Origin of the sequence: Methanosarcina acetivorans C2A (assembly GCF_000007345.1) — an archaeon.
Taxonomy (GTDB): Archaea; Halobacteriota; Methanosarcinia; order Methanosarcinales; family Methanosarcinaceae; genus Methanosarcina; species Methanosarcina acetivorans.
In genome coordinates, this window is sequence record NC_003552.1 from 458071 (window position 1) to 482042 (window position 23972).

15 protein-coding genes and 2 pseudogenes are annotated in these 23972 nt (G+C 41.9%); 11 read left to right on the forward strand and 6 right to left on the reverse strand.

All coding sequences use genetic code 11. From position 1 onward, the window contains the following. Positions 1–655 precede the first annotated feature (655 nt). The 4 genes from cobN to MA_RS02040 form a co-directional block, all read right to left on the reverse strand. Complete coding sequence (gene cobN / locus MA_RS02025) at positions 656–6352, reverse strand: cobaltochelatase subunit CobN (protein ID WP_162013063.1); 5697 nt, start codon at positions 6350–6352, stop codon at positions 656–658. Between the two features lie 579 nt (positions 6353–6931). Further along, positions 6932–11248, reverse strand: coding sequence for a cobaltochelatase subunit CobN (locus tag MA_RS02030; RefSeq protein WP_048064871.1), 4317 nt, complete (start codon positions 11246–11248; stop codon positions 6932–6934). A 417-nt stretch (positions 11249–11665) separates the two neighbouring features. After that, the gene (gene zupT / locus MA_RS02035) at positions 11666–12433 is read right to left on the reverse strand and encodes a zinc transporter ZupT (RefSeq protein WP_011020444.1); all 768 of its coding nucleotides are present in this window, start codon (positions 12431–12433) and stop codon (positions 11666–11668) included. Positions 12434–12745: 312 nt separating this feature from the next. Next, positions 12746–14050 carry an ISNCY-like element ISMac19 family transposase gene (locus tag MA_RS02040; protein WP_011020445.1) on the reverse strand — a complete coding sequence of 435 codons (1305 nt, stop codon included), beginning with the start codon at positions 14048–14050 and terminating at the stop codon, positions 12746–12748. A gap of 169 nt (positions 14051–14219) precedes the next feature. Here MA_RS02040 and MA_RS02045 point away from each other — a divergent pair, with 169 nt between their 5' ends. Then, complete coding sequence (locus tag MA_RS02045; RefSeq protein WP_011020446.1) at positions 14220–14429, forward strand: hypothetical protein; 210 nt, start codon at positions 14220–14222, stop codon at positions 14427–14429. Positions 14430–14652: 223 nt separating this feature from the next. Here MA_RS02045 and MA_RS02050 read toward each other — a convergent pair whose 3' ends face one another. Next, positions 14653–14889: a hypothetical protein gene (locus MA_RS02050; protein WP_048064872.1), complete on the reverse strand. Its 237-nt coding sequence runs from the start codon at positions 14887–14889 to the stop codon at positions 14653–14655. A 1280-nt stretch (positions 14890–16169) separates the two neighbouring features. Here MA_RS02050 and MA_RS02055 point away from each other — a divergent pair. The 10 genes and pseudogenes from MA_RS02055 to MA_RS02090 all read left to right on the forward strand — a co-directional run bounded on the left by MA_RS02055 (position 16170) and on the right by MA_RS02090 (position 23371). Next, the gene (locus MA_RS02055) at positions 16170–16544 is read left to right on the forward strand and encodes a putative zinc-binding protein (protein ID WP_048064873.1); all 375 of its coding nucleotides are present in this window, start codon (positions 16170–16172) and stop codon (positions 16542–16544) included. 300 nt (positions 16545–16844) lie between these two features. Then, positions 16845–17195, forward strand: a complete 351-nt coding sequence (locus MA_RS02060) for a hypothetical protein (protein WP_226990726.1) — start codon at positions 16845–16847, stop codon at positions 17193–17195. An 18-nt stretch (positions 17196–17213) separates the two neighbouring features. Beyond that, positions 17214–17393 (forward strand): hypothetical protein, encoded by a 180-nt coding sequence (locus MA_RS02065; protein WP_048064874.1) that lies wholly within the window; start codon positions 17214–17216, stop codon positions 17391–17393. 269 nt (positions 17394–17662) lie between these two features. After that, positions 17663–18445: a cobalt ECF transporter T component CbiQ gene (gene cbiQ / locus MA_RS02070; RefSeq protein WP_011020450.1), complete on the forward strand. Its 783-nt coding sequence runs from the start codon at positions 17663–17665 to the stop codon at positions 18443–18445. Positions 18446–18478: 33 nt separating this feature from the next. Then, on the forward strand, positions 18479–19804 hold the full coding sequence (locus tag MA_RS02075; RefSeq protein ID WP_048064875.1) for an energy-coupling factor ABC transporter ATP-binding protein: 1326 nt from the start codon (positions 18479–18481) through the stop codon (positions 19802–19804). A 266-nt stretch (positions 19805–20070) separates the two neighbouring features. Then, entirely contained in the window at positions 20071–20202 is a 132-nt protein-coding gene (locus MA_RS24965; protein WP_157860077.1) for a cation transporter dimerization domain-containing protein, read from the forward strand. Next, a complete protein-coding gene (locus MA_RS26415; RefSeq protein ID WP_157860078.1) occupies positions 20181–20336 on the forward strand; it encodes a hypothetical protein in 156 nt (51 codons plus the stop codon). Before MA_RS24965 ends, MA_RS26415 begins: the two co-directional genes overlap by 22 nt. A gap of 47 nt (positions 20337–20383) precedes the next feature. Next, on the forward strand, positions 20384–20728 hold the full coding sequence (locus tag MA_RS28135; protein WP_011020452.1) for a hypothetical protein: 345 nt from the start codon (positions 20384–20386) through the stop codon (positions 20726–20728). A gap of 1281 nt (positions 20729–22009) precedes the next feature. Further along, positions 22010–22295, forward strand: a pseudogene (locus MA_RS02085) (acetyl-CoA synthase subunit delta); the annotation flags it as partial. A 725-nt stretch (positions 22296–23020) separates the two neighbouring features. Then, positions 23021–23371 carry a DsrE/DsrF/DrsH-like family protein gene (locus tag MA_RS02090; RefSeq protein ID WP_011020453.1) on the forward strand — a complete coding sequence of 117 codons (351 nt, stop codon included), beginning with the start codon at positions 23021–23023 and terminating at the stop codon, positions 23369–23371. Between the two features lie 158 nt (positions 23372–23529). Here MA_RS02090 and MA_RS02095 read toward each other — a convergent pair. Further along, positions 23530–23958 (reverse strand): annotated as a pseudogene (locus tag MA_RS02095) (ISNCY family transposase); the annotation flags it as partial. Positions 23959–23972: the final 14 nt, after the last annotated feature.

Consider the following 23972-nt stretch of genomic DNA (forward strand, 5'->3'; position numbering starts at 1 on the left):
TGCAGTAAACCCTATTTTTAGCTTTAAATTCCCATCAGCAGACATGGCAAATCAGATTGGCAGGAAAAAATGAAGTACACAGCAAATAAATAGCTAAAGTAAACTTTATTTAATAATGCAGAGGCAACATCTCTCAATATTTTGAATTTTAAAGATGTTTTAGACAGCAATCGCCTCAACAAATCATTGACTGCTCACCTCAAAATATATACAATGCCAGAACATTTTAACGCAATTTTACTTTACTTACATAAAAAACGGAGATTTTAGATAATAATTATTAGCTGCGAAGATAACAAAAAAATATGAAAGGGTGAAGGGAAAAAAAAGGAAAAAAAGTCAAGGGGAAAAAGAACAAAAACAAAAAGTACAGAAAAAAAGGACAAAAGAAAAAAGTACAGAAAAAAGGCAAAGAACAGGAAGAAATGTTACTCATTCAAACAGGGAAAAGATTAGCCGACCGGATCAATACAGGGTCCGGATTTTTAGTAAAAGAAATGGAAAGAGAAGAGCACAGAATGAAAAGTGCTCTCCTTCAATACAAATTCTACATCTTCTTTTACATCTTCTTTTACATTTTCTTTTACATCTTCTTTTACATCTTCTTTTACATTTTCTTTTACATCTTCTTTTACATCTTCTTTTACATCTTCTTTTACATTTTCTTCTTCCGCATGCCCAGGTAGATTCCACCCATTGCTACTACTACAAAGAGAATTCCGACAATATCGGCCCCTGAAAAAGAGAAATCTCCGTTTTCTGCATTTTCTACGGATTCTTTCTGCATCTCATAACCCTCGACGTAATTTGAATCTGCTGCCTGTCGGACATCCGGAGCGATCTCCGGAGAATCAACACCGTACCCCGCATCTGATGTCTGCGAGGTCTGGTTGCTGGCCGATTCCCCGGAGTTTGTTTCTGCGGTCTGGTTGCTGGACATACTTTCTTTTGAAACTACGGTAGCTTCCCCTGTACCAGAACCGCCACTGCTGCTACTGCTGCTTTCACTCGGCTCCTGAGAAGTCTCGCTTGATGTTGCCTGTTCAATAGCCTCGGTGAAACCGGGGACTGAGACCAGACCTGCAACATAGCTGTTTAAGGTCGGGTTTCCGCAGGTATGGTGACAGCAGGCAACTCCGTTTTCTACAACGGATTCTGCGTACTCCGTAGCAAGGTTCTTGAGGGCCTCATCCGAAGCATCCCAGTTGCCTTCCAGGGCAGTTTCCAGCATTCTGGCCGTGATGGACTGGTATGCATAGGCATTGGTAGCTTTGAGCTCGGCATTGAGTTCGGAATCGGCGACATAGGTTTCATACACCTTGTTCCAGATATCGTCACTTACCAGGTCAGGGTTTGTCTTTTCCCAGCCCCAGAGGTTTTCAACATAGTCCGCTAACTGGCTCACCCCTTCAAAACCGCTTCCCAGCATTCCTTCAATGGATTTGGGGTTCAGGACACGGGTGATAATTTCCCTTGTAAGATACTCATTCAGGGTTTCTATCTCTTCATCCCCCGAATTTTGCAGGTTCATTATGTACGAATCGGGGTACTCGCCTGAAACTGAGGAAACTGCAAGGTTAAGGCCGCCAAGATACTCAAAGGCATCACTATTATCCAGGATTCCGTAGGTACTTGAACTGCGGCTGAAAACCGTAGCCTCAACATCTCCAAGGTTATCCTTAAAAATGTCCGTATTCTCAAGGGAACTGCCATCTACCTGGAACTGCGAGACAATATCGGCTATACTCTCTCCCCATACATCTTCTCCATAAACATAGCTCATCCTGTCTATGTAAAGTTCAGCAATTTCACTGGTGCTGGAGTTGCTCGCAGAAACAACATTTGACAATCCGGTCCCGTAAGTGCCGTCCTCGGGTCCGAAAACCCTCAGAAGAGCCACGGTCATTGAAGCGGTCTCGTTTTGGAGAGATTCGTTAAGGACAAGGAAAAGGTCATTGGTATTCTCCCGGACATAATTCGTATTTTCTTCCGGGTCATAGGAGATATACTCCGGGGTCGGTCTTTCCTCATCTTTTCCGTACTGGTTGTCAGGGTCGTTGTAAGCAAGGTAGACTGCTTTATCGATCAGCTCTACCTTATGGGGGAAAGTGTCCCTGTAGAGCCCCGAAATCTGTACAAGCACGTCAATGCGCGGCCTGCCCAGTTCCGAAGAATTGATCAGTTCGACATCTATGACCTCATCTCCGTCGTCGTCCCAGACCGGCTTTACTCCCAGGAGGTAGAAGATTTCAGCCTCGGTTACTCCCTCGTTCCGGGTAGATTCCCCAGCCCAGAGGATCAGGCCTATTTTCTTCGGATACTGCCCTTCGTGATTAGCCTGGTAGGTTTCGATTGTCTGGTTAGCCATTTCCTTACCAAGTTCCCACGCCTGCTTCGTGGGGGACAGTTGTTCGTCAAAGGCGTAGAAGTTCCTCCCCGAGGGAAGCGCGTCCGGCCGGAGTATGGGATCTCCACCAATATTCGGTTCGATGTATTCACCGTCCAGAGCCTTAAGAACCTGCTGGATTTCATTTTTACTTTCTCCGAGTTTTTCTGCGTATTCCTGGGCCGTGGTCAGGTAACCGGTCACTTCTTCGGAACTGCTCCCGAGAACCTGTATCTGGGCGTCTTCAATACTCACGTTCTGCAGGAGGACAAGGTCAAGAAGGTCAAGAGAAGCGTTTTCAGAACTATTGTATTCAGCCACCTCTTCGGAAAAATCGTCTCCCAGCATCGAGTAGACCATCTGTGTGAGGTTTTCTCCCTCAGGAGAAGTTCCGAGTATGTGAAGCCCATAGGGCATGGAAGTAGTCTTAAGTTCCTCCAGAATATCGTCAAGCTCGTCAAGGAACTCTTCTTCCGTATCCTCACTTTCGGACAGGCTTACGTTCACAAATTCGTCAAGGCTAAGTTCCATGGTGAGATTAACGATTTCCTGCATACGAAGTTCTTTCAATTCGGATTCGCTGGGAAGGGTCTGGTACTGGGAAATCTTGCTGCTCAACTCGGTGTAATTCCCATAACTTTCGGAAAGCACAACCGGCGGGACCAGATGGTCTATAATCACCGCATTGCCCCTGCGCTTTGCCTGCATTCCTTCTCCCATCCCGTCCATGATATAGGGATAAATTACCGGTATGTCCCCGCTAATGATTGCAGGCCACTCGTCACTGAAGAGGCAGAATTCTTTTCCGGGAAGCCATTCCACAGTCCCGTGGCGGCCCATATTCACAATCGCATCGGCTCCGTACTCATTCTGGAGCCAGAGGTAGAATGCGAGGTACTGGTGGTGGGGAGGCAGGTCTCCATCATGGTAGAGAAGTTCGTTGTCCGAAAGCCACCCTCTTGTTGGCTGGGGGGCAAGGATTACATTATCACTGACTTCAACCTTCGGAATTACCAGGAATTTGTCCCCGGAATCGTCTTCATAGACCATTATTTCTCCGGGTGCGGGCCCCCAGGTCTCGAGAACTTCCTGCTGCCTCTCTTCGGGGAGCGCCGAAAACCATTCAAGGTATGTTGATTCTGGAATAAGCTCAACTTCTCCTGACTCGACAAGCCTTTCAAGCTCTCCCGGAGCCCAGGTCCCTATATTCGTACCCTGTTTTAACATCAGGTTTGTTAATTCGCTTTCATTCGGAATAGAGTCCTTATCAATATCATAGCCCTCATCGGCCATTCCTTCAAGGAGATTGTTAATACTCGGGATAACCTCAAGATAAGAAGCTCCTATGCTGTCATTTCCGCAGCCGTGGCTGTAATAGAGGATTGCAACTTTTTTCTCGGATTCGCTCTTTCCTGAAAGGTCGGTCTGGGAAACTGCCCTGTCAACAAGCCATTCCACCTGGGCCTCAACAGGGACATACACTTCGGTATTTGTTTCGTTATCCAGCTCATTGGAAGCGATCATTATCGGGTCGATCCAACCCCAGGTCTCGGGCCTGTACAGCCTGATCATATAGGTATTTGTCAGAGGATCGCTAACATTCTGCCATTCGCTGAGGTTCATGTAACCGTTGAGGACGCAGTTGATAACCGGAACTCCCAGTTCTTCAACATCAAAATACTGACTGCGATAGGTGGTCGAGACTATCAGGTCGGCTTTTGTAGAGCTGTTATAATTGAGGAATTTGTCAACATATTCCTTGCTGGACCCGTAGCATGCTATGACATTCACACCCCGGGACTCAAACTCCTCTATGAGCGCATCGATAGGCTGCATGTCCGCAGGATAATAAGAGAGGTAGAACAGTATCCCTACCGTGGGAGCGTTTTCATCAAAAGAATGTTCGCTTTCATTCCTGCTTCCATACCATTCAAAGTATTCACTCGCATTGGCAGTAAAGTAAGAACTGTTAACCATACCCGGGTGATAAATGGCGCTGGCGGCTCCTTCCGGGGCTGAGACCTGAAGGTCGTCCCGGGCATAGAACACCTGAGCCAGATAGAAGATCAGGTTATCAAAGTTTGCGTCATTCGTAGCCCCGTACACCCAGTAGTCCTGAAGATAGGCCTTAAGTTCCCCCTCATCCGAAAACGAAGAAGGAAGGGAAGAGTTGTCTATGCTTTCCGGCAGATAAGTGTTATAGCCTATGACAACGGCTCCGTTTGCGATCGCTTCATTGACAGTATTTTCAAGTTTACTGGCACTGTCGGTAAACATATTGATATAAATTATATCCATATCACTGAGATCAACATCCTCTCCACTGGTGGCAGGCAGGTAATAGGAAACACTCATATTAAGGGAAGAGTTGCCGTTAATCCTCTCTGCGAGGGCATTCAATTTAAGGTCATAATTTGAGTACCCCGTGATTATAGCTACATTGAGGTGGGAAGTGCTACCTGAATTTGAAGAATCCGAATCCTGATTCGAAGAGCCGGATGTTTTTTTCAGGAGTACCAGGTCCGTTCCGGCCTTGATATCCCCGGACTTGCTGAGAGTCAGGCCGGAAATGGTAGTTCTGTCAAGATAACCGAGGATCTCTTCATGGTCGATATTCTCATTACTTCTCATGGCAAAAGTGAGATTTACAGGCTGACCGTCCTCAATGCTGAATTCGCTTTCATTGGTAAGCCACATCCCTCCCATGGAAGAACTGTAGATTACAGCAGAAAGCCGGTAGGCTCCATTAGGAACATCTGAAAAGACATATTCTCCATTTGCATCGCTTGTAGTGTTGGCAACGAATTCTTCATCCTGAGTGGTAAGGACAAGATCGGTTCCGGCCTTGATATCTCCGGTCTTGCTGAGAGTCTGGCCGGAAATGGTAGTTCTGTCAAGATATCCGAGGATCTCTTCATGGTCGATACTCTCATTACTTCTCATGGCAAAGGTGAAATTTACAGGCTGACCGTCCTCAATGCTGAATTCGCTTTCATTGGTAAGCCACATCCCTCCCATGGAAGAACTGTAGATTACAGCAGAAAGCCGGTAGGCTCCATCAGGGATATCTGAGAAAAGGAATTCTCCGTTCTCATCGCTTGTAGTGTTGGCAACGAATTCTTCATCCTGAGTGGTAAGGACAAGATCGGTTCCGGCCTTGATATCTCCGGTCTTGCTGAGAGTCAGGCCAGAAACGGTAGTTCTGTCAAGATATCCGAGGATCTCTTCATGGTCGATGTCCTCATTACTTCTCATGGCAAAAGTGAGATTTACAGGCTGACCGTCTTCAATGCTGAATTCGCTTTCATTGGTAAGCCACATTCCCCCCATGGAGGAACTGTAGATTATAGCAGAAAGCCGGTAGTCTCCATTCGGGATATCTGAGAAAAAGAATTCTCCGTTCTCATCACTTGTAGTATTGCCAAAGAATTTGAAAAAAGATCCGGATGTAGAGTCCTGATTTTCTTCTGAGTCCTGAGATTCCGTCTCATTTTGATCAGGTTCGTCAGAGGCGGAAGAGTCAGATTCGGAAGAATCAGAGATGTACGTAAGATTTACAAATCCATCGTCGGATGTACTATTTAGCAAAATAACAGTACTCATTCTTGGGTAATCAAGACTCCTAACATAAGAAATTCCGGAAACAGAAAAACCCGAAACAGAAGAATCCGTAGCAGAAGAATTATTCAGTAAATCCTGCACCCAATAAGGATCAATGTAATTGCTGCTGTTTATCCGAAGATTCCGGTCAACCAGGTCCGTACCGTGCACCGTAATATTCAATGAAGCTGTATACCATATATTTTTATCATCAGAATAATTCGTTGCAACGAGAGTATAGTTACCATCAGGGATATTATTAAAAATATAATATCCATTTTCATCACAGGTCGTATTTGCAACCAGCTCATACTGCACATCATCACTTTCAGATGCCTGAGCAGTTGAAACCAGTAAAAAAAGCATCAAGAAAACTAATCCGTAAATTTTAATTTTTTTATTCAAAGGGGTTGTTCCTTCTTTCAAATTTTTAATCATAACCTTCTCTCCAGTTAATTGTTCGGTTCTGCCAGAATACCGGAGTACAATCTCGAAACTGCATGCTGCTTGGGGAGTACTCTTAAAATTTCAGTTAAACTCATTTCACCAGCAAACCTGATAGACCAGATTTGAAGGAAAAAAATCTCATATTATACAAATAAATAAAGTAAACTTTACTTCGTAATACAGCAAGAAAATATCATCCAAAGGAGGAAATTGGAAGACATTTTAAAGAACTGTAGCCTCGAAACGCATCAACATTTCCCCTTTAATAAGGAGGTATATTTGACAATTTTAGCTCAAGTTTACTTTACTTGTATAAAAACCTGTGATTTCAGATAAGAATTATTAGCTAAATAGATAACAAAAAAATATTGGAATGTTTGCGTGAGAAAAAGAATTGCAAAAGAACGAAAAGATAAAAAGGAAAAGTGAAAAGAAAGGTAAAAAGGAAAAATGAAAAGAAAAGAACACAAAATAAAAGTTCTTTTCTTCCGTACGAATTTACATCTTCTTTTTCCGCATTCCCAGGTAAATTCCACCCACTGCCACAATCACGAAGAGTACTCCGACGACATCGGAACCCGAGAAGGACATGCCTCCACTTTCTTCTTCAACCGGATCCCTCTGCATCTCGTAGCCTTCCACATAATCGGAATCTGCAGATTTCTCAGGAGAGGAGGAAGAAGATTCCGGGGAATCCATACCATACCCGACTTCAGAATCCTGAGTAGTCTGGTTGCTGGATGTACTTTCTTTTGAGACTACGGTAGCATTTCCGGTACTGTGACTGCTGCTACTTCTGCTGCTCTGCGTCTCTTCCGTGGTTTCCGGAGTTTTGGCCTGGGTTGCTGCATCGAGTTGTTCGGAGTAGCCTGGAACAGAGGCAATCCCGCTGACGAATTCGTCAAGCAGGGGGTTTCCGCAGGTATGGTGGCAGCATGTAGCTCCGTTTTCAGCCACGGATTCTTCATATGCTGTTGCAAGGCTCTCAATAATCTCATCCGACGGTTCCCAGTAACCGTGCCTGACAGCTTCGAGCATCCTGGCAGTTATGGACTGGTAAGCATCAGGGTTATTCTGTTTGAACCACTCTTTCATGGAGGGGTCATTGACGTAAGTCTCGTATACCTGCTCCCAGACCGTATCGTCCACAAGGTCAGGGTCGCTGACTTCCCATCCGAAGAGGTTGTTCACGAACTCGGACATCAGCCTGCCGCCCGAATATCCGGCGCCCTGCATCCCTTCAATCCATTTATCATTGAAATACCTGGACCTCAGGTTCTTGCTCAGGTATTCCTCCATTCCAACCATCTGAGCATTATCAGGGTCTCTGGTATCCGAAACGTACATTTCCGGAGTTTTACCGTCTCCTCTTACGTACCTCGTTGCCAGGTTAAGACCTCCGAAATACTGGAAAAAGTCATCGTTGTCAAGAGTGTCGTAAAGGTTTGAAGAGTCAGAATGTACGGAGGCTTCTACGTTTTTAAGGTTCCCTTCAAGGAGTTCTCTGCATTTTATGCCCCAGAAATCTTCTCCGTAAGCATATCCCATTTTATCCAGGTATACGTTTGCAATCGTCTCTTCATTATCCCAGCTGCCACTCGCACCGATAGCGTTTGAGACCCCTATTTCATAGGTCCCATCCATTACCGCAAAGCAGCGCATTGTGGAGAGCTTTGTTGCAGTCTCACTGTCGTATCCTGCCTCAAGCAGGGCATCGTAGATAGCAAGCGAACTCTGGTTCACGTAGTTGGGATAGTTTCCCGAAGGAAGCGAGCTTGCAAGTTTTACGGCCTGGTCTACCATTTTGATCTTATCCGGGAAAGCATCCCTCATGCCTGCGGTAGTATATACGATATCGATACGCGGCCTCCCGGGCTTTGAAGTATCATAGTTCGGCAGCAGTTCTTCTTCAGGGATAGCCTCAACCCCGGTTACGTAACCGTACTCGTCCCAGACAGGCTGCACCCCGAGCATGTAGAGCACTTCGGCTTCCAGGGTCCCGTGGTCGCGGATAAATTCTACTCCGAACCTTGAGAACGAAACCTTTTCCGGATATTCCCCATACTTATCGTGGTAGTCCTCAAGCAGCTGGATTGCAAGGGATTTCCCGAGCTCCCAGGTTGCCTTTGAAGGGTAGAGCTTTGAGTTGATGCCGTAGAAGTTCCGTCCAGTCGGTACCGCATCAGGGTTCATAACAGGGTCCGTACCCGGGCCTGGAGGGATAAAGCCTCCGTTTAAGGCTGAAAGGACTCTGTCAATCTCCACATCGCAGTCGAGAAGCCTGCTCCTGTACTCAAGCCCGCGTTCAAGGTCAAGGGTAACCGAACTGTTGCTTGTCCCGTAAACCTCAAGCTGCGCCTCGGAAACCCCGGTATTATTGGTCATTATCTCCCAGACAAGCCTGTTAACTTTCGTATCATTCAATGGAATCCCGAGGGGGTAAACCGACTCCGGGTAGAAGGCTGCTGTAACATTGTCCTCGAAATTTCCTCCGAGCATGGACCTTACCATTGCAGAGAGCTCGTCTTTCTCAGGATCTGTCAGGTTAGTTGAAGGCACCTTGCCAAGGACATGCACCCCGTAAGGAATGTTTTCTCCCTCCACATCTTCCAGATACTCATGAAGGACGTTCTTTACGAAAGCCGTAAACTCCTCTTCACTGTAATCCCTGAGAGCTGTTGCGTTATCGATTCCCAGGTCAACATCCAGGTTAAGTTCAATTATCTGGTCAACTATGACTTTCTGGTAGCCTGCCTTTGTCTGTGTGGAAATGGCAGGATCATAATATTGCTCCACACTGATTGAAAGGTTGAGCAGGTCTCCGTAAAGCCCGCTGCGCTCAAGGGTAGGAGTGAGGTGGTCGATAATAAGAGCATTACCTCTGTACTCGGCAGTCAGCCCTTCTCCTACGTTGGCAACTATGTAAGGATAGATGTTAGGAATATCCTGAAGCAGCAAAGGCGCCCAGTCAGAAGTCCGGTTCATGCCGTAGGTAGAGCCCGGAAGCCACTCGTGCGTACCGTGGGTACCCATGTGGATAACTGCATCGGGTTGCCACTCATGGTTCAGCCAGAGGTAGAAAGCTATGTACTGGTGAGGGGGAGGCACGAGGCTACTGTGGTAAAGGGTATCGTCATTTTGCAGGAAGCCCCTGGCAGGCTGAGGCATAAGCCAGACGTTTCCGAAACGCACCGCAGGAATTACAATATACTGTCCTGTCTCGTTTTCATAGATCATGAGACTCTTATTCTGGGGCAGGTCTTCAGCCCAGGGTTCACCCCATTCCTCTATTACATCGGATCTCAGGTCTTCCGGAATTTCCGACTCAAACCATTCCCTGTAGGTTTCCATGGGTATGAGGTACAGGCCCCATTCTGTCCTGTTTTCTACCATTTCGTTCATGACACCCGGAGCCCAGGACCCGGCATTGATTCCCTGTGCCTGCATCATTTCCAGAAGCTCGCTGCTGTTATCCGGAATTCCTGAAACTTCATACCCGCTTTCATTCATCGCATCGATAAGGTCCAGCATGCTCTTGGTGCTATTAAGGTAGCTTGCCCCGATGTTGTCTTTTCCGGAGGGGTAGTTGTAATAGATAACAGCGACTTTCTTGTCCTCGTTATCCTTTAACTTCAGGTCCGCCCAGTTTATCGCCCTATTTGCGATCCAGTCAACCTGATCGGGGAGGGGTTCGTATTTGCTTTCCCCGGTTTCGGAATCATAATTATCAAGCCCTATCACGATGTACTCAAAAATTCCGTCAATGCTCGGAAGCAGGGTCTTGTACACAACCTCACTGTTGGGAATACCCCTGTTACTGTCAGCCGTATCGGAAGAGTCGGCAGGATTTGAAACTACCATACCTCTTAAAACCGGGACATCAAGGGCTTCAAGTTCCTCTATCCCTTTATCAGGGTCCTCGTAATTCAACCGGAAACTCTTGAGAGAAATTACGCACTGAACAAGAGGATCTCCATTTTCATCAAAGTAAAAATTATGAATATCATTAAAAGTTTCAAAACCTGCAATTACGTTGCAGCCCTTTCCTTCAAGATCCCGGATAAGGTAGTCTATGACTTCAAGGTTGCCAGCCGTATAATCGGATGCATGGAACCAGATCCCTATGGTGGGTTTGTTCTTATCGTAAACGTGGTGAGACTCGTTCACAGTTGAATTGGAATACCAGTCAAGGTAATCCGTGGTATTTTCAAACCAGTCAGGTTCCGTCTCATTCAAAGAGGAACGAGCGTCCGGATGATAGAGGGCAGCGTCAGGGAATTCTATGGGATCATTATAAACCCAGCGGTCCGTAAGCTCGGGTTTATCCCCGTAAGTTTTTGCCAGATATATAAGGAAATTTTCAGTGTTTTTCAGCAAAATTCCCGTCGGACCCATACTGTAGAAGTATTTCTCTTCAGTAGAATTATAAGGCTTGGTCCCCGGCAGTATCAAGTCGTAACTTGAGGTATTGATGTATGTCGGGTCCATCACAGAGGTGATATCTATGAGAGCGGTTCCGTTTTCATGAGCCCTTTCAAGATCGGCCCCGATATACTGGTACTGAGACCATAACATATAGGTAAATATTACATCCTGGTTTTCAATAGTGACATTGGAAAAGTCCGAATAACCCGAAATATAAGTTACATTTATACTTGCATTATACGGATTGGATTGCTCTGCTGCATTCAAAGCGTTTCCGTCATAACAGATAAAAGTGATATTTACCTGATTTTCATCAGCCGATACATTCTGTGCAAACAGTAAAAAGAAAACTGCACATAAAACAAGTAACCTACTTCGTGCCGTATGCATCTTATCCCCAGTCAAATTATCATGAACCCTGCGGCACCCCAATAGAAAAATAACCAGGATGCCTGGTCCACCGGTTTATTTTTGAGTGAAAGTTTGCTAATTCTTGGAATCTACAGGAAAACAGCCGTCAAGTTTTTAAAATGAAAGTGGAAGCTCTCGATTCAAACAGAAAAATCAACCCAGGAACCTCCAAAAACGAATGAGCAGCCGATTCTGATTATATCTTCAACATTCGGAGCATTAGGGAATAAAATACATAAAACGCAGTTTTTAGCTAACAATTATTAGCTATTAAGGTAAGATGGCCGAAAGAAACGTAGTTAAATCAAATTAAGAGATCAGAATCAATTCTTTAGCAACCACTTTTCTGTCGAGGGTATGCTTATCCTTACATTCAAGCCGGAAATCAAAAAAGTCTCAATGAATAAGATAGAGGCTCAGGGAAACCACAAGCATCCCCGAAAACACGCCCAGGAAAGTCAGATGCTCATCTCCATACTTTATGGCTATCGGCAGCAATTCATCAAAACAAATAAAGACCATGACTCCGCCGACTGCAGCGAGCATGAAGAAGAGAATTTCCGGGGTCAAGAAGCGGAAAAGAAGAAAATACCCGATCCCCGCTCCCAGGGGTTCGGTGAGCCCTGAAAAGAAAGAATAAGCAAAGGCTTTTTTCCGGCTGCCACTGGCATAGTAGATAGGAATCGAAACCGCAACCCCTTCAGGAATGTTATGGATTGCTATGGCTATTGCAACCGAAAACCCCAGATAAGTAGAACTGAGGGATGAAAACAGAACGGCCATGCCTTCGGGAAAGTTGTGCATGGCAATCCCAAATGCCGTTAACAAGCCTGTTTTCCGAAGATTGTGGTTTTCACTTACGGAAAAAGGGTTCCCGTCATGAAGAGTATCCATGTGGATGTGCTCGACCATGCGGTCCAGAAGACACATCCCGAAAATTCCCAGGAAAAAAGCAGCATTTGCCTGGAAAAAACCCACAGCTCCAACAGACTCAGTAAGTAGTTCCACGAAAGAGATATAGATCATAGCCCCTGCCGCAAAACCGAGTAGTGCAGACAGCCAGGAAAACTTCAGATTGGGCACTAAAAAGGCTATAAGACTGCCAAGGCCAGTTGAAATTCCTGCAAATGTTGTAAGAAAAAAAGCAGTTGTTACATCTCCCATGCATCTCCCAAGAAAGAAAATATGCGGGATAAGGTTTAAAATATGTAGAAAAAAAGATCAAGGAATTAATATTCTGCAGATATACATGACACAATTCCATAATTTAGTGATTTCTCATTTTTTTCCATCCTTTAAACTTCAATTTCTCTGCTAACTTCCTAAATAAACTGTAATATAACCCTTGAGAAACAATTTTTTTGGCGTTTCTGCCAAAGAATTCTTTTACTTCTGTAATTTTTCACTGAACCTATTGACTAAAATCGACACGCTCCGCTATGTCATTCTGAACTACTCTCTCAAAAATAGATATTACTAAAGCTTAAATGGAGAAAATAATCTGAACAATTCCATAAATGACTTTTGTGGTTTCTTAAGTAAATTTAATCTTCTCATCTGAGTAAGTTTAATCCGATTTTCAATTCCTTTGTCAGTTCTAAACTTCTTCTTGTTATCCGTTTTTAGACTTTTTGAATAATAGCTTTCGATAGGGTTATTTGTCGCTGGCGCTCCTGGAAGATAATGGAACAAAGTAAGATTTAACCAGTGTTTATTGATCATCCACAATCGTTTTTGAACCTTTTCATCATATGTTCTTATATTTTCCATTAATTTATCAAAGTTATATTTTGCTTTTTCAAGACTATTACGTGGAAGATTTTCCTTTTTTCTTCTGATTTCAAGCTTTAATTTATGTCTATACTGGCAAAATTCCTTTTTTGCTTTTTTAATCCATTCTTGATGCTTTTCTTTGTTATTAATTACGTTGAGTTCTTCAGATTGAAGTTTTTGCAGAAATTTAATCTCATTCTCTCTATTATAAAATATACTTAATAACCTGTACTTCAAAAGTTCCTGTTCTATCGTTGTGTTCTTTGGAAAATCATTAACAATAAGCTTATTTAAATGCATCAAACAATATTGATGGACTAACTTATCCCTAAAAATTTCCTTTAATATATCAGGGTATCTCTTATCAAAATCCGTAACGATAAACACTGGCTCTGATGCATCAAGATTTTTCTTTAGAAATTTCTTGATGGTTTCTGGACTCTTATCTTTGAAAAGTTCATCTGCTATCGTTCTTTGAGCTTTTGCATCCAGTAAAGTTAAACGGTATTTCTGACATCTTCCTTCTTTTGGATGTTGTTCGTCATAATGCACCATATGTATATTTTCTGAATATGGAATAGTTTCCTGTTCCATTTCTTTGTAGAATGCTCTAAAAATCGTGCTTCTTGATCCTGGATATATGAAATCCATTAGATCAGAAATTCCATCATATGAAACGTTATGGTATCTGAGTAACTGGAAAAAATCATTGAATGTATCAAAAAGTAAAGTCTTCATATCTTCCCAAAAACTATAATCTTCTTCGTGTGTACTACCACAGTTTGAGCATTTATACCGACCAATGTTGATTTCCCCAAGACCGTCTTTGGTATGGGGATTATAGCCATTATGAACCATTGGAGTATTACAAATTGAACAGACGGGAGGAATTTTTCTACGAAAAATTCCTCGTGTAGTATATTCATAATCGTTTCCAAAACAACCAAAAACGTCTAAGAGAGCATGGAGCTCAGAAAAGTTATTAAGTGTAAGATTTATAGTCACCATTGCTTCTGCCGTAACATCATTACATAATTATAGGATTATAATTTTGTGTAGTGATGTTACACTTACTTTTATCACTAGATTTTGGGACTGAGTCATATACATGCATGCAATATTCATTGCCGATTTTATGCGCTATCAAATTGTATAACTACAGGTCACAAGAAAAGAGATGATACGAGATACGACGTATATCAGAATTATTGAAAATTATATTGATGCCTACAACAATCCGTACATTGGCAAGATGATTTCAGATATGCACCATGGTATCAAATTTGAAAACGTTTCAAACGGAGAAATAGACCTGACAACAAGACCTGACAACAAATGGTATTACCGAGTTCAGGAATCAAGCAGAGAAGGCAAAAACATTGTTTAAAGAAAGAAAACAGGAAACTATGGATATTAAGATGCTGATAAGGTTGAAGTGAAAATTAACTATCATGGAACTTTAGCAGTTAATTTTTCATCTGCTTGAATAGCAATGCATACCCCTAAAATGTTGTTATCATGATGCAGAAATCGGGATCATAAATAGAACTTACCGGGATATCGATTTTAATGTACCGAGATATCGATTTTAATTAAGGCCTTGCAGGTTCTCAAGGATCAAACGTTTTTTTGTTCAGATTAACTACTCTCGTTTTCTGTTGACGATTTCTTACATATTCTACAGCATCGGTTATTTCAGATACACCAAATTCATTCCCGTAATCGTTAAACCTTAAACAAAATGCTTGAGCAATAAGTAAAGAGTGTGGTAAAGAGTGATGATAATTCTCATGTATGAACCCGTTAATATCATCCAAAACATATTTTGGAATTATTAAATACGACATATTTGAGAATCTCCCAACAAATAGAGGTTTTTATTTATTTCGGACTATATCTTATTTTCATCATATAATAACATATTCACATTTACTTGTTTTGATATTTTCTTTTTTTATTAATCGGCCCTAATGATCACGAAAATTGTATTCCCATAGAGATGGTTTTATCCACAATCAAACCAAATTTACTTGATTTGTCTTAAAGGTTCCATTTTGAATCCTCCTTCATTGGTCATCGGTTAAGGAATTTTCTTGCCTGAAGGATATCGATTTTGCACCAAAAGTCGCCTTAAATTTTGTCCTTTTTACATGAAATCGATATCCAGTTCCAATCACCAATGGGATACAGTTTTTGAGAACTGTTACGAAAATGGAGGCAATTTATCATGATTCCTCACTTAACCGAAGACGCATGAATCCTCCTTAAATCTACAGTCTTTCAGTAGTGACTTGCCATTTTATATCTCCTTTAAACCTGCGGTCTTCAGAGAATGATTTGCCATGAAACCTCCATTAAATTTTTTGGTCGTGTACGTGAGTTATTGATCAATTCCGGAAAAGTGAGCACGTCCTCCGTATTTAATGAAAATATTTGGATAGTCTTGTGCTTCCGGTTTTCAATAACTCATACCCATCACCAGCTTTTTTCATTTTGATCGTCGACCATAGCAAGTACCAGAACGATGATTTTGATATCGATTATTGCTCAAATTCCCATATGAAACTTATTTACTGAAGGCATCTCAGGCCCTTCTCCCTCCTCGATTTTTTCCTTAGAAACCATTAGATCCTTCTGCCAGGCACTCAACTTCCTCAAGTCCAAACATTTTAAATAAGGGCCTATCCGAAAAGTGGTTACTTACTGTAACTTTCACAATATGCAATATGCAAAACCGGAACGGATACTCTGATATTATAGACCTATTGTGACTTCTCACATGCATTACTAACTTTTCGGATAGGCTCTAAGGAATCAAATGAGGCAAGCCCAACTCCGAAAAACTAACCAAATTCCTCTGCGAAGAAAACAACTTCTCTGTAGACAGGATGGAAAAAGCTGCGGAACACCTTAAAGCAGCTTCAGGAGCAGGGCAGAAAACTCTCGACCAGTGGTTCTAAAAAGTCCCATAAACTTTTATCCACCCTATCTATTTTTTGTCGGTTCATTAGTAATTTGAATAATAAATAGTAGCCGTTTCTTGAGCATTATACGTACTGCAGTGGATATGAGACGGATATGAGACATACTGCGTTTTTTCTAAAAACGAAAGGAGTTTTTGAACGCTATGCCTGAATCAAAATCGTCATCTGGCGATGGCACTGTCTTAATATTCCCCTGTGCAGGTGCCACGAACCTTGGACAGCTTTCAACCCGCCTGGGAATTGAAATGGAAAATAGAGGCCTTGGTACCTTCAAGTGCACGGCGGGAATTGGCTCCCAGCGTTCGGATTTTCTAATTGCTGCTACCCGCTGTGACAAAATAATTGCTATCGACGGCTGTGATTTCAACTGCTCGATGAAAATGCTCCGAAAAGCTGGCTTTGAGGCAGATCGACACCTCATCCTCACAAAAGAACTCGGAATGAAACTGAACAGAGAAATGAACATCTCCGACTCCCTGGTCAGCGAGAGCATGGAAAAACTTTCAGACAAGTTATGAAAACCTGGTGTTAATCCCGGGATATTTTTTCCATACAAATATCTTCCCGGGAAAATATTTTTTTGTGTATCCATTTTTCCAGCTTATGGAGTATTAAGTACCTTTTCTCCCGTCAAATCCAGAAAAATGAGAGGTTTTATTCTTCCCACGGGTTAAAATTCTTCATTTTGAGGTTAGCTCTGCTGCTAACGATTCTTAGCAATTTCTTATGATATATATGCAACTATAATATATAACTACTTAAAGTGCTATGCTTAGAGTACTTTGATACAATTTTTCAAAAATAGGGGAGGGAAATATATGGTACACCATATGCACCTCAAGTGCTATCAAATGAAAATGGGAGATTCCCTTTACTGTGACGACTGCGGATTCGAAGTCATGGTAACAAAGGAATGTGACGAGAGCTGCAAGAAAGAAGGCTGCTGCGATGTGGAAGAACTGATGTGTTGCGGCAAACCCATGGCACTGAAACAGCATGTTCGCTGCTACGAGATGAAGAAGGGAGATGTCCTGATCTGCGACGACTGCGGTTTCAAGGTGGAGGTCGTGGATGAATGCGACCAGCACTGCAGGAAAGAAGGCTGCTGTGAAATTACCGAAATGATATGCTGCGGCAAGGTTATGAAACTCATCAGGAAAGATGTATAAGGGAACGGGGGATAAGAAATGGTTCACCACCTACACAAGAAATGCTTTGAACTGAAAAAAGGACAGAAACTTGTCTGTGATGACTGCAGTTTTGAATTGACAGTTGTAAGAGAGTGCGACAAAACGTGTGAAAGTGAAGGCTGTTGCGAAATCAACGAATTCAAATGCTGCGGCAAACCCATGAACCTGGCGGAATGAGCCCGAATCTACTAAAAAACGGTAATTTATCTTTACGAAAACTGGTCTTTGCATTCTATTTATAATTTGATCCATTTCTGATATTTCCCAGGTAATTTTCTCAGGTAATTTTCCCGATCAGAAAAGGGATATTAAAAGCAAAGTAAATCCGCTCAAAATTTCAGTAAATCTAATTGGAGGCGCAAAATAAAGTTTACTTTATATGTAATCAACTAAATTTGATATATAACGACATGATGGGAATCTATGAATGGGGAGTATTGGATAATATGCACAGGTTTATGGATGATCATGCCCTGATGAGCCCCGGCAGGCACAGAAACAATAACCTTAAACTGTTTATCGCGTTTTTCGTGACCATGGCAGGGGTTTCATCTTCTTCTCCTCTCCCTCCCCTGTTTATAACGCTTTGCATTAGTACTGCAATTATATATTTTGGTAAGGTTAACAAAAAAGCATATTTGAAAATACTCGGAGCACCATTAGGATTTTCTCTGACCGGAGTATTGATAATTGCTTTTTTTTTCGGTTCAGGCGCCGAGATATTCGGGTTTGACGTGTTTGGATTCCGGATAGATATGAGTACAGAAGGGCTGAATACGGCACTTCTCGTTCTTTCAAGAACCCTCGGAGGCATATGCTGCCTCCTTTTTCTGTATTTCACAATACCAATGGTCGAGCTTTTCTCCGTGTTAAAAGCCTGGAAAATTCCGGACGTCTTCTTGAAGCTTTCCACGCTCATTTATCGCGATCTCTTTGTCTTCCTGGATGTTGCTATGGCTGTCAAAGTCGCCCAGGAAACCCGGCTCAGGTATAAAGACAAAAAGGTTTCTTTCCATTTCATGGCAATGCTTTTGAGCACCCTGTTCATCCGGGTGTGGGAAAAGGGCGAGAAACTCTTTGTCTCTATGAACTCGAGATGCTATAGCGGAAAGCTGCCCCTTTTTGAAGCAAGGAAACCGATAAAGTCTCCGGAAATCATACTGACTGAAGCGTACTTCCCATCCGTTTTAACCCTGCTTTATCTCACAAAAAACATCCAGATAGTGTGAATCCCAAATTGATCCTTATCGAAGTTGGAAAAGATGACAATTCTGGAGACAACAGACCTTAAGTACACCTATCCTGACGGCACCCTGGCAATTGAGGATGTCAGCATTTCGATTGAAAAGGGGAAAAAAATTGCCTTAGTAGGACCAAACGGGTCCGGGAAGTCCACACTTTTTTTGCTCCTGAATGGCACTTTGAAACCCCAGGAAGGGGAAATAATCTTTCACGGCAAGCCGCTTCTCTACGAAAAGGCTTCACTTAGAGACGTCCGGAAAAGCGTAGGTATCGTGTTCCAGAACTCCGATGACCAGATATTCGCTCCTACCGTTTACCAGGACGTGGCTTTCGGGCCCATAAACCTTGAAATGCCAGAAGAAGAAGTGGCTGCAAAAGTAAATGAGACACTGGAATATGTGGGGCTTCTGGAACTAAAAGACAAGCCTCCTCACCACCTTAGCGGAGGGCAAAAAAAGAAGGTCGCAATTGCAGGAGTTGTGGTAATGGAGCCTGAAGTTATCATCCTAGACGAACCTCTTACGAGCCTTGACCCCGTGGGGGCTGACGAGATCCTCGATTTGCTGAACGAGTTAAACCAGTTTGAAAAGGCAATTGTGATCTCAACCCATGATATTGACTTTGCATACTCCTGGGCGGATTACATCTACCTTCTAGTGAACCGTAAAATCATTGGAAGCGGTACTCCGGAAGAGATATTCCGTGATCCTGGCATGCTCAAAGATGCCGGGCTCAGGATTCCAATGGTACTTGAGATTTACTACGAAATCCAGAAAAGAAATATGGCTTCAGTAAACAGAGTGCCAAAAACGGTTCCCGAAATCGTGGATACTTTAAAGCCCCCGTCCCTTATCTGGCTGGATGTACCCGAAGGAGTTAAAGAAGGGGATAAGCTTGACCTCGGGCTATATGCAGAGCAGCTGGGAGAGATCTGTTCCGAGGGGGTCGTGGACACAAGGGTGCTCCATATTCATGAGAGTGGGCAGGCCATCGTGGCTGTGAAGCGGATAAGAGCGGGGATAGGAAGAGTCCTCATTTATGATACGGACAACTATAAACTCAAAGAAATCAAAGGACTTCTTGCTTCCGGAGACTTCGATGTAGTGGGTGCGATGGGTAAAAAGACCAAACTCATAGTGGAAAGTGATAACCTGAAACCGGATCTCACTGTCGGGGTAATCGATAAATCCATCCTGACGGCACTTTGCGGGAAGAATGTCCTGATTTTTACAGGCGGGGGAATGGTGGACCACGCTGTCAGGCGGATTTCGGACTACTGTAAAAAAAGCGGGGTCAGGATTAACGTGGATGTTTTTAACAGGGAAACAGGAGAGGCTCAGGATTAAAGGAAAATACGGAAGCGTGTAATCTCGAGACTTCTTGAAAAGTGGGAATTTACAGGGGGAATTCAAAAGCTTCCAAACGTTGACCTTGAAGAGTACGAACATACCCACAACCACAGCAAACACGCCCATGTTCACACCCATTGGGCTGTAGACCCTTCTTGCGCACCGTCCGGGACTCGAGCAAAGCTGTTTTTACCCGCGTGCTCGACTGTATGGACCCAGAAATGGTATAGGAGATCGAGCATGAAATCGGCCATGTCACGGGAGTGAAGGAAATAAAGGAAGTCCGTGTGTGCTGGATCGGGCACAAGCTGCATTCCGAAGTGAACATCGCAGTTGACCCCGAGCTATCTGTTGAAGAAGGGCATGAAATTGCATGGATGTCAGGCATGAAATGATGCATCACCTTGAATATCTTTCCAACTCTGTCATTCATGTGGACCCGGTGGGTCATTCCGGGAAGAATATCATCGTATTGAGGAACATGAGCACGGGGGATATCCTCCGCATGGGCATTGAACGAGCAATTTGAAACTGAAACAACAAGATACTGAGAAAAGAAATAAGGAGAGTTGAGAAATGACGGAAGTGATAAATGCCAGGTGCTATGATCTGAAAAAGGAACAGGTTCTGGTCTGCGAGCACTGTGGCTTTGAACTAACAGTTGTAAATGAGTGTGAGAAGGCCTGTGAAGATGAGGGTTGCTGTACCCTCTCTCAGTTTATCTGCTGTAACGAGCCTATGAAACTGCGAACCTATTCCTGCTATGAACTGAAGAAAGGGGATTCCCTGGTCTGCGAAAACTGCGGCTTTGAGCTGACGGTTGTAAAAGAATGCAACTTGAGCTGCCTGACCGAAGGTTGCTGTGACCTTACGGAGTTTGTTTGCTGCGGGGAGCAGATGAAAATCAAAAGAGAGGAGTAAAGCCCGTAGGACCCATCGCGAAATAACTTGCAGGTTGTCTCACCACAAAATAAAGAGAAAATTATATGACCTTTTTCTTCGGGTTGATTTGTGTTAGGATTCGAAAAAGTTAAGTTTAGCTGGAGAATTATTACAAAGTCAGGTTTTTAGAAAAGAAGGATTGCTCAAAGAATGTCTGAAAGGGAAAGTACAATATAAGGTTTCTGAGGTCGCCATGATTTTTTCAATTGTCTGGATACAATATTTATCCCTAAAATGTTGCTATCATAGTCAGTAGAATCGGGATCATAATAAAACTTACTAAGATATCGATTTTAATAAAGACTTTCCAGGTCTTCAAGGATAAACATTTTTTAGTTCAGATCAACCAGTCTCGCTTTCTTTTGATAATTTCTTACATATTCTACAGCATCGGTTATTTCAGATACCCCAAACTCATTTCCATAATCTTTTAAGCCTTAAACAAAATGCTTGAGCAATAAGTAAAGAGTGTGGCAAAGAGTAATGATAATTCTCATGTATGAACCTGTTAATATCATCCAAAACGTATTGTGGAACCATTAAACGCAACATACTTGATAATCTCCCAACAAATAGAGTCTTTCATTGGTCATCGGTTAAGGAATTTTTTGCCTGAAAGCTATCGGTTTTGCACCAAAAGGCTGCCTTAAATTTTGACCTTATTACATGAAATCGATACCCAGTTTCAGTCCACAACACATTAAAATTATTGAGAATTGTTGTGAGAATGGAGGCAATTTATCACGATTCCTCACTTAACCGAAGACGCATGTAATGTGTTTATTTTACTCATAAAGCTAAAATTTGTTATCATTTTTGCTAAATTTATATAAAGTAACTTCTATAAGCAGTACTTGGAAGTAAAGATGTCAAACAATTTGACAGAGCATTACTACCGCCTTGAGAACTAATGCAAAAGTATTGAGAAATCAGTATCAACTACATAAGCCAGAAACTTCACCAAAAGAAAAAAATTCCAGAACTTTGCCTCAAGGATTGAAAAAACATAAAAACTGAATAGAAACAAAGTAAGGGTCCTTCATTGAGGTCCCAAATCCCGGTTGTGTTGCAAAAATTTTCTTCTCGCACTTTAAGGCTATAATTGATACTTTTATGTACCATTTTCCAGGTGATTAGAGTTGTTAACTTTCAGAATTTTTGCAACAAAACCAGTATTTTCATGTCGAAGAGTAAAATCTGTATTTATACTTTATTTAGTCACATATCAAACGAAAAACTTACGGATAAAGTGAGGTTTACATGACAAAGAAAATTAAGTTATCAGAAATGACAGGCATATTAAAAGACGTACAAATACTATCTCTTGAAGGGGTAACTATAGAAGGAGACACCGAGCTCGATCTTGATGGACTCGGGAGCGGCTTTGATCCGATGCTTTCTGCTGCTCTCGGACAGGAATGTTCAATGATTGCACAGCAGTTATCAAGATTTAATAGCATGTTCGGCGTCCCTGTGGGCAAAGGTGCTCCCAAAGTCGCTCCTGCAGTTTCCCCTTCTCCTGCAACCAAAATATAAAGACCTTATCTGCCAAATAAGCATGGAATTCTTGCAAAATGGCTCAAAAACGGATAATCCCTTATTTTTATATTTATGTTATCTACGAAGCTAAAATCTATTATCTAAACCCATATCTTTAGTTATTTTTTGAGTATAATTAGATTTTTTATATTTATCCCACTTTCCGCAGTAAATTTTCGCATATTCACATTTTTTCCTGCTATCGATTTTCAATAAAACGTGGATTTATTGGACTTTTATGCAGGAGGTAAAGCAGCTATATGGTGTATCATAGAGACAAAAAACGATATCATTCAATTTTCACCAAGTTCCATTAGAAGTCCAAATTAATTTGATTTGTTTCAAAAACGCTATCAGGGAAAATATTGATTTTTGAAAAAATACTGCGGAATGTGGGATTTATGTTATCTACGAAGCTAAAATCTATTATCTAAACCCATATCTTTAGTTATTTTTTGAGTATAATTAGATTAGTTGTTCATTAATGTCAGACTGATGTTTTTCATGATTTAATCTCAAACAAAGCTTTCAATCTCATTTATTTTTCCAAATTGTAGATTATCTTCAGCATAGCCAAAATAGTTAGGGAAGTAAAATCTGGAAGCGAGTAGCCTGTAGTTTCAAAGAAGCCCGATTTTCTTTCTAAAACCTAGGATTAATCCAATAACGGAAAGGAAAATTATTGTTTTCGTTCAATTTAACTATTTGGTATGATTTAGACCTGGAGCTATTATGGCAAAAGTCGAAAAAGTTTTACTATTACTTAAAAATATGGTATATGAGAGCAACAGCCCGCAGGAAACTCTCAAATTTGCAAAGTTTTACCGGAGTAAGGGACTCAAAGTACTGGTGATTCTATGGGGACCTATGGGTGTGCTGCTTGCAAAAAAAGATAAAACCAGAGGATCACCAAAATATGATTCCATTGTTCAGGAGTGCATTGACATGGGAGTAGAGTTTCGGTGCTGTCAGCTTGCCTCAGATATGATCGGGTTTAATAAAGAGGAATTAATTCCGACACAATTCCATAATTTAGTGATTTCTCATTTTTTTCCATCCTTTAAACTTCAATTTCTCTGCTAACTTCCTAAATAAACTGTAATATAACCCTTGAGAAACAATTTTTTTGGCATTTCTGCCAAAGAATTCTTTTACTTCTGTAATTTTTCACTGAACCTATTGACTAAAATCGACACGCTCCGCTATGTCATTCTGAACTACTCTCTCAAAAATAGATATTACTAAAGCTTAAATGGAGAAAATAATCTGAACAATTCCATAAATGACTTTTGTGGTTTCTTAAGTAAATTTAATCTTCTCATCTGAGTAAGTTTAATCCGATTTTCAATTCCTTTGTCAGTTCTAAACTTCTTCTTGTTATCCGTTTTTAGACTTTTTGAATAATAGCTTTCGATAGGGTTATTTGTCGCTGGCGCTCCTGGAAGATAATGGAACAAAGTAAGATTTAACCAGTGTTTATTGATCATCCACAATCGTTTTTGAACCTTTTCATCATATGTTCTTATATTTTCCATTAATTTATCAAAGTTATATTTTGCTTTTTCAAGACTATTACGTGGAAGATTTTCCTTTTTTCTTCTGATTTCAAGCTTTAATTTATGTCTATACTGGCAAAATTCCTTTTTTGCTTTTTTAATCCATTCTTGATGTGTTTTATCCCGAA

What these genes read in the sequence shown, in the direction of transcription:
- MA_RS02055 (WP_048064873.1), top strand. Translation starts at nt 16,170, where the DNA reads ATGCCTGAATCAAAATCGTCATCTGGCGATGGCACTGTCTTAATATTC.
- MA_RS02090 (WP_011020453.1), top strand. Translation starts at nt 23,021, where the DNA reads ATGGCAAAAGTCGAAAAAGTTTTACTATTACTTAAAAATATGGTATAT.
- MA_RS26415 (WP_157860078.1), top strand. Translation starts at nt 20,181, where the DNA reads ATGGATGTCAGGCATGAAATGATGCATCACCTTGAATATCTTTCCAAC.
- MA_RS02030 (WP_048064871.1), bottom strand. Translation starts at nt 11,248, where the DNA reads ATGCATACGGCACGAAGTAGGTTACTTGTTTTATGTGCAGTTTTCTTT.
- MA_RS02045 (WP_011020446.1), top strand. Translation starts at nt 14,220, where the DNA reads ATGATACGAGATACGACGTATATCAGAATTATTGAAAATTATATTGAT.
- MA_RS28135 (WP_011020452.1), top strand. Translation starts at nt 20,384, where the DNA reads ATGACGGAAGTGATAAATGCCAGGTGCTATGATCTGAAAAAGGAACAG.
- MA_RS02065 (WP_048064874.1), top strand. Translation starts at nt 17,214, where the DNA reads ATGGTTCACCACCTACACAAGAAATGCTTTGAACTGAAAAAAGGACAG.
- cobN (WP_162013063.1), bottom strand. Translation starts at nt 6,352, where the DNA reads ATGCTTTTTTTACTGGTTTCAACTGCTCAGGCATCTGAAAGTGATGAT.
- MA_RS02040 (WP_011020445.1), bottom strand. Translation starts at nt 14,050, where the DNA reads ATGGTGACTATAAATCTTACACTTAATAACTTTTCTGAGCTCCATGCT.
- MA_RS02060 (WP_226990726.1), top strand. Translation starts at nt 16,845, where the DNA reads ATGGTACACCATATGCACCTCAAGTGCTATCAAATGAAAATGGGAGAT.
- MA_RS02075 (WP_048064875.1), top strand. Translation starts at nt 18,479, where the DNA reads ATGACAATTCTGGAGACAACAGACCTTAAGTACACCTATCCTGACGGC.
- cbiQ (WP_011020450.1), top strand. Translation starts at nt 17,663, where the DNA reads ATGCACAGGTTTATGGATGATCATGCCCTGATGAGCCCCGGCAGGCAC.
- MA_RS02050 (WP_048064872.1), bottom strand. Translation starts at nt 14,889, where the DNA reads ATGTCGTATTTAATAATTCCAAAATATGTTTTGGATGATATTAACGGG.
- zupT (WP_011020444.1), bottom strand. Translation starts at nt 12,433, where the DNA reads ATGGGAGATGTAACAACTGCTTTTTTTCTTACAACATTTGCAGGAATT.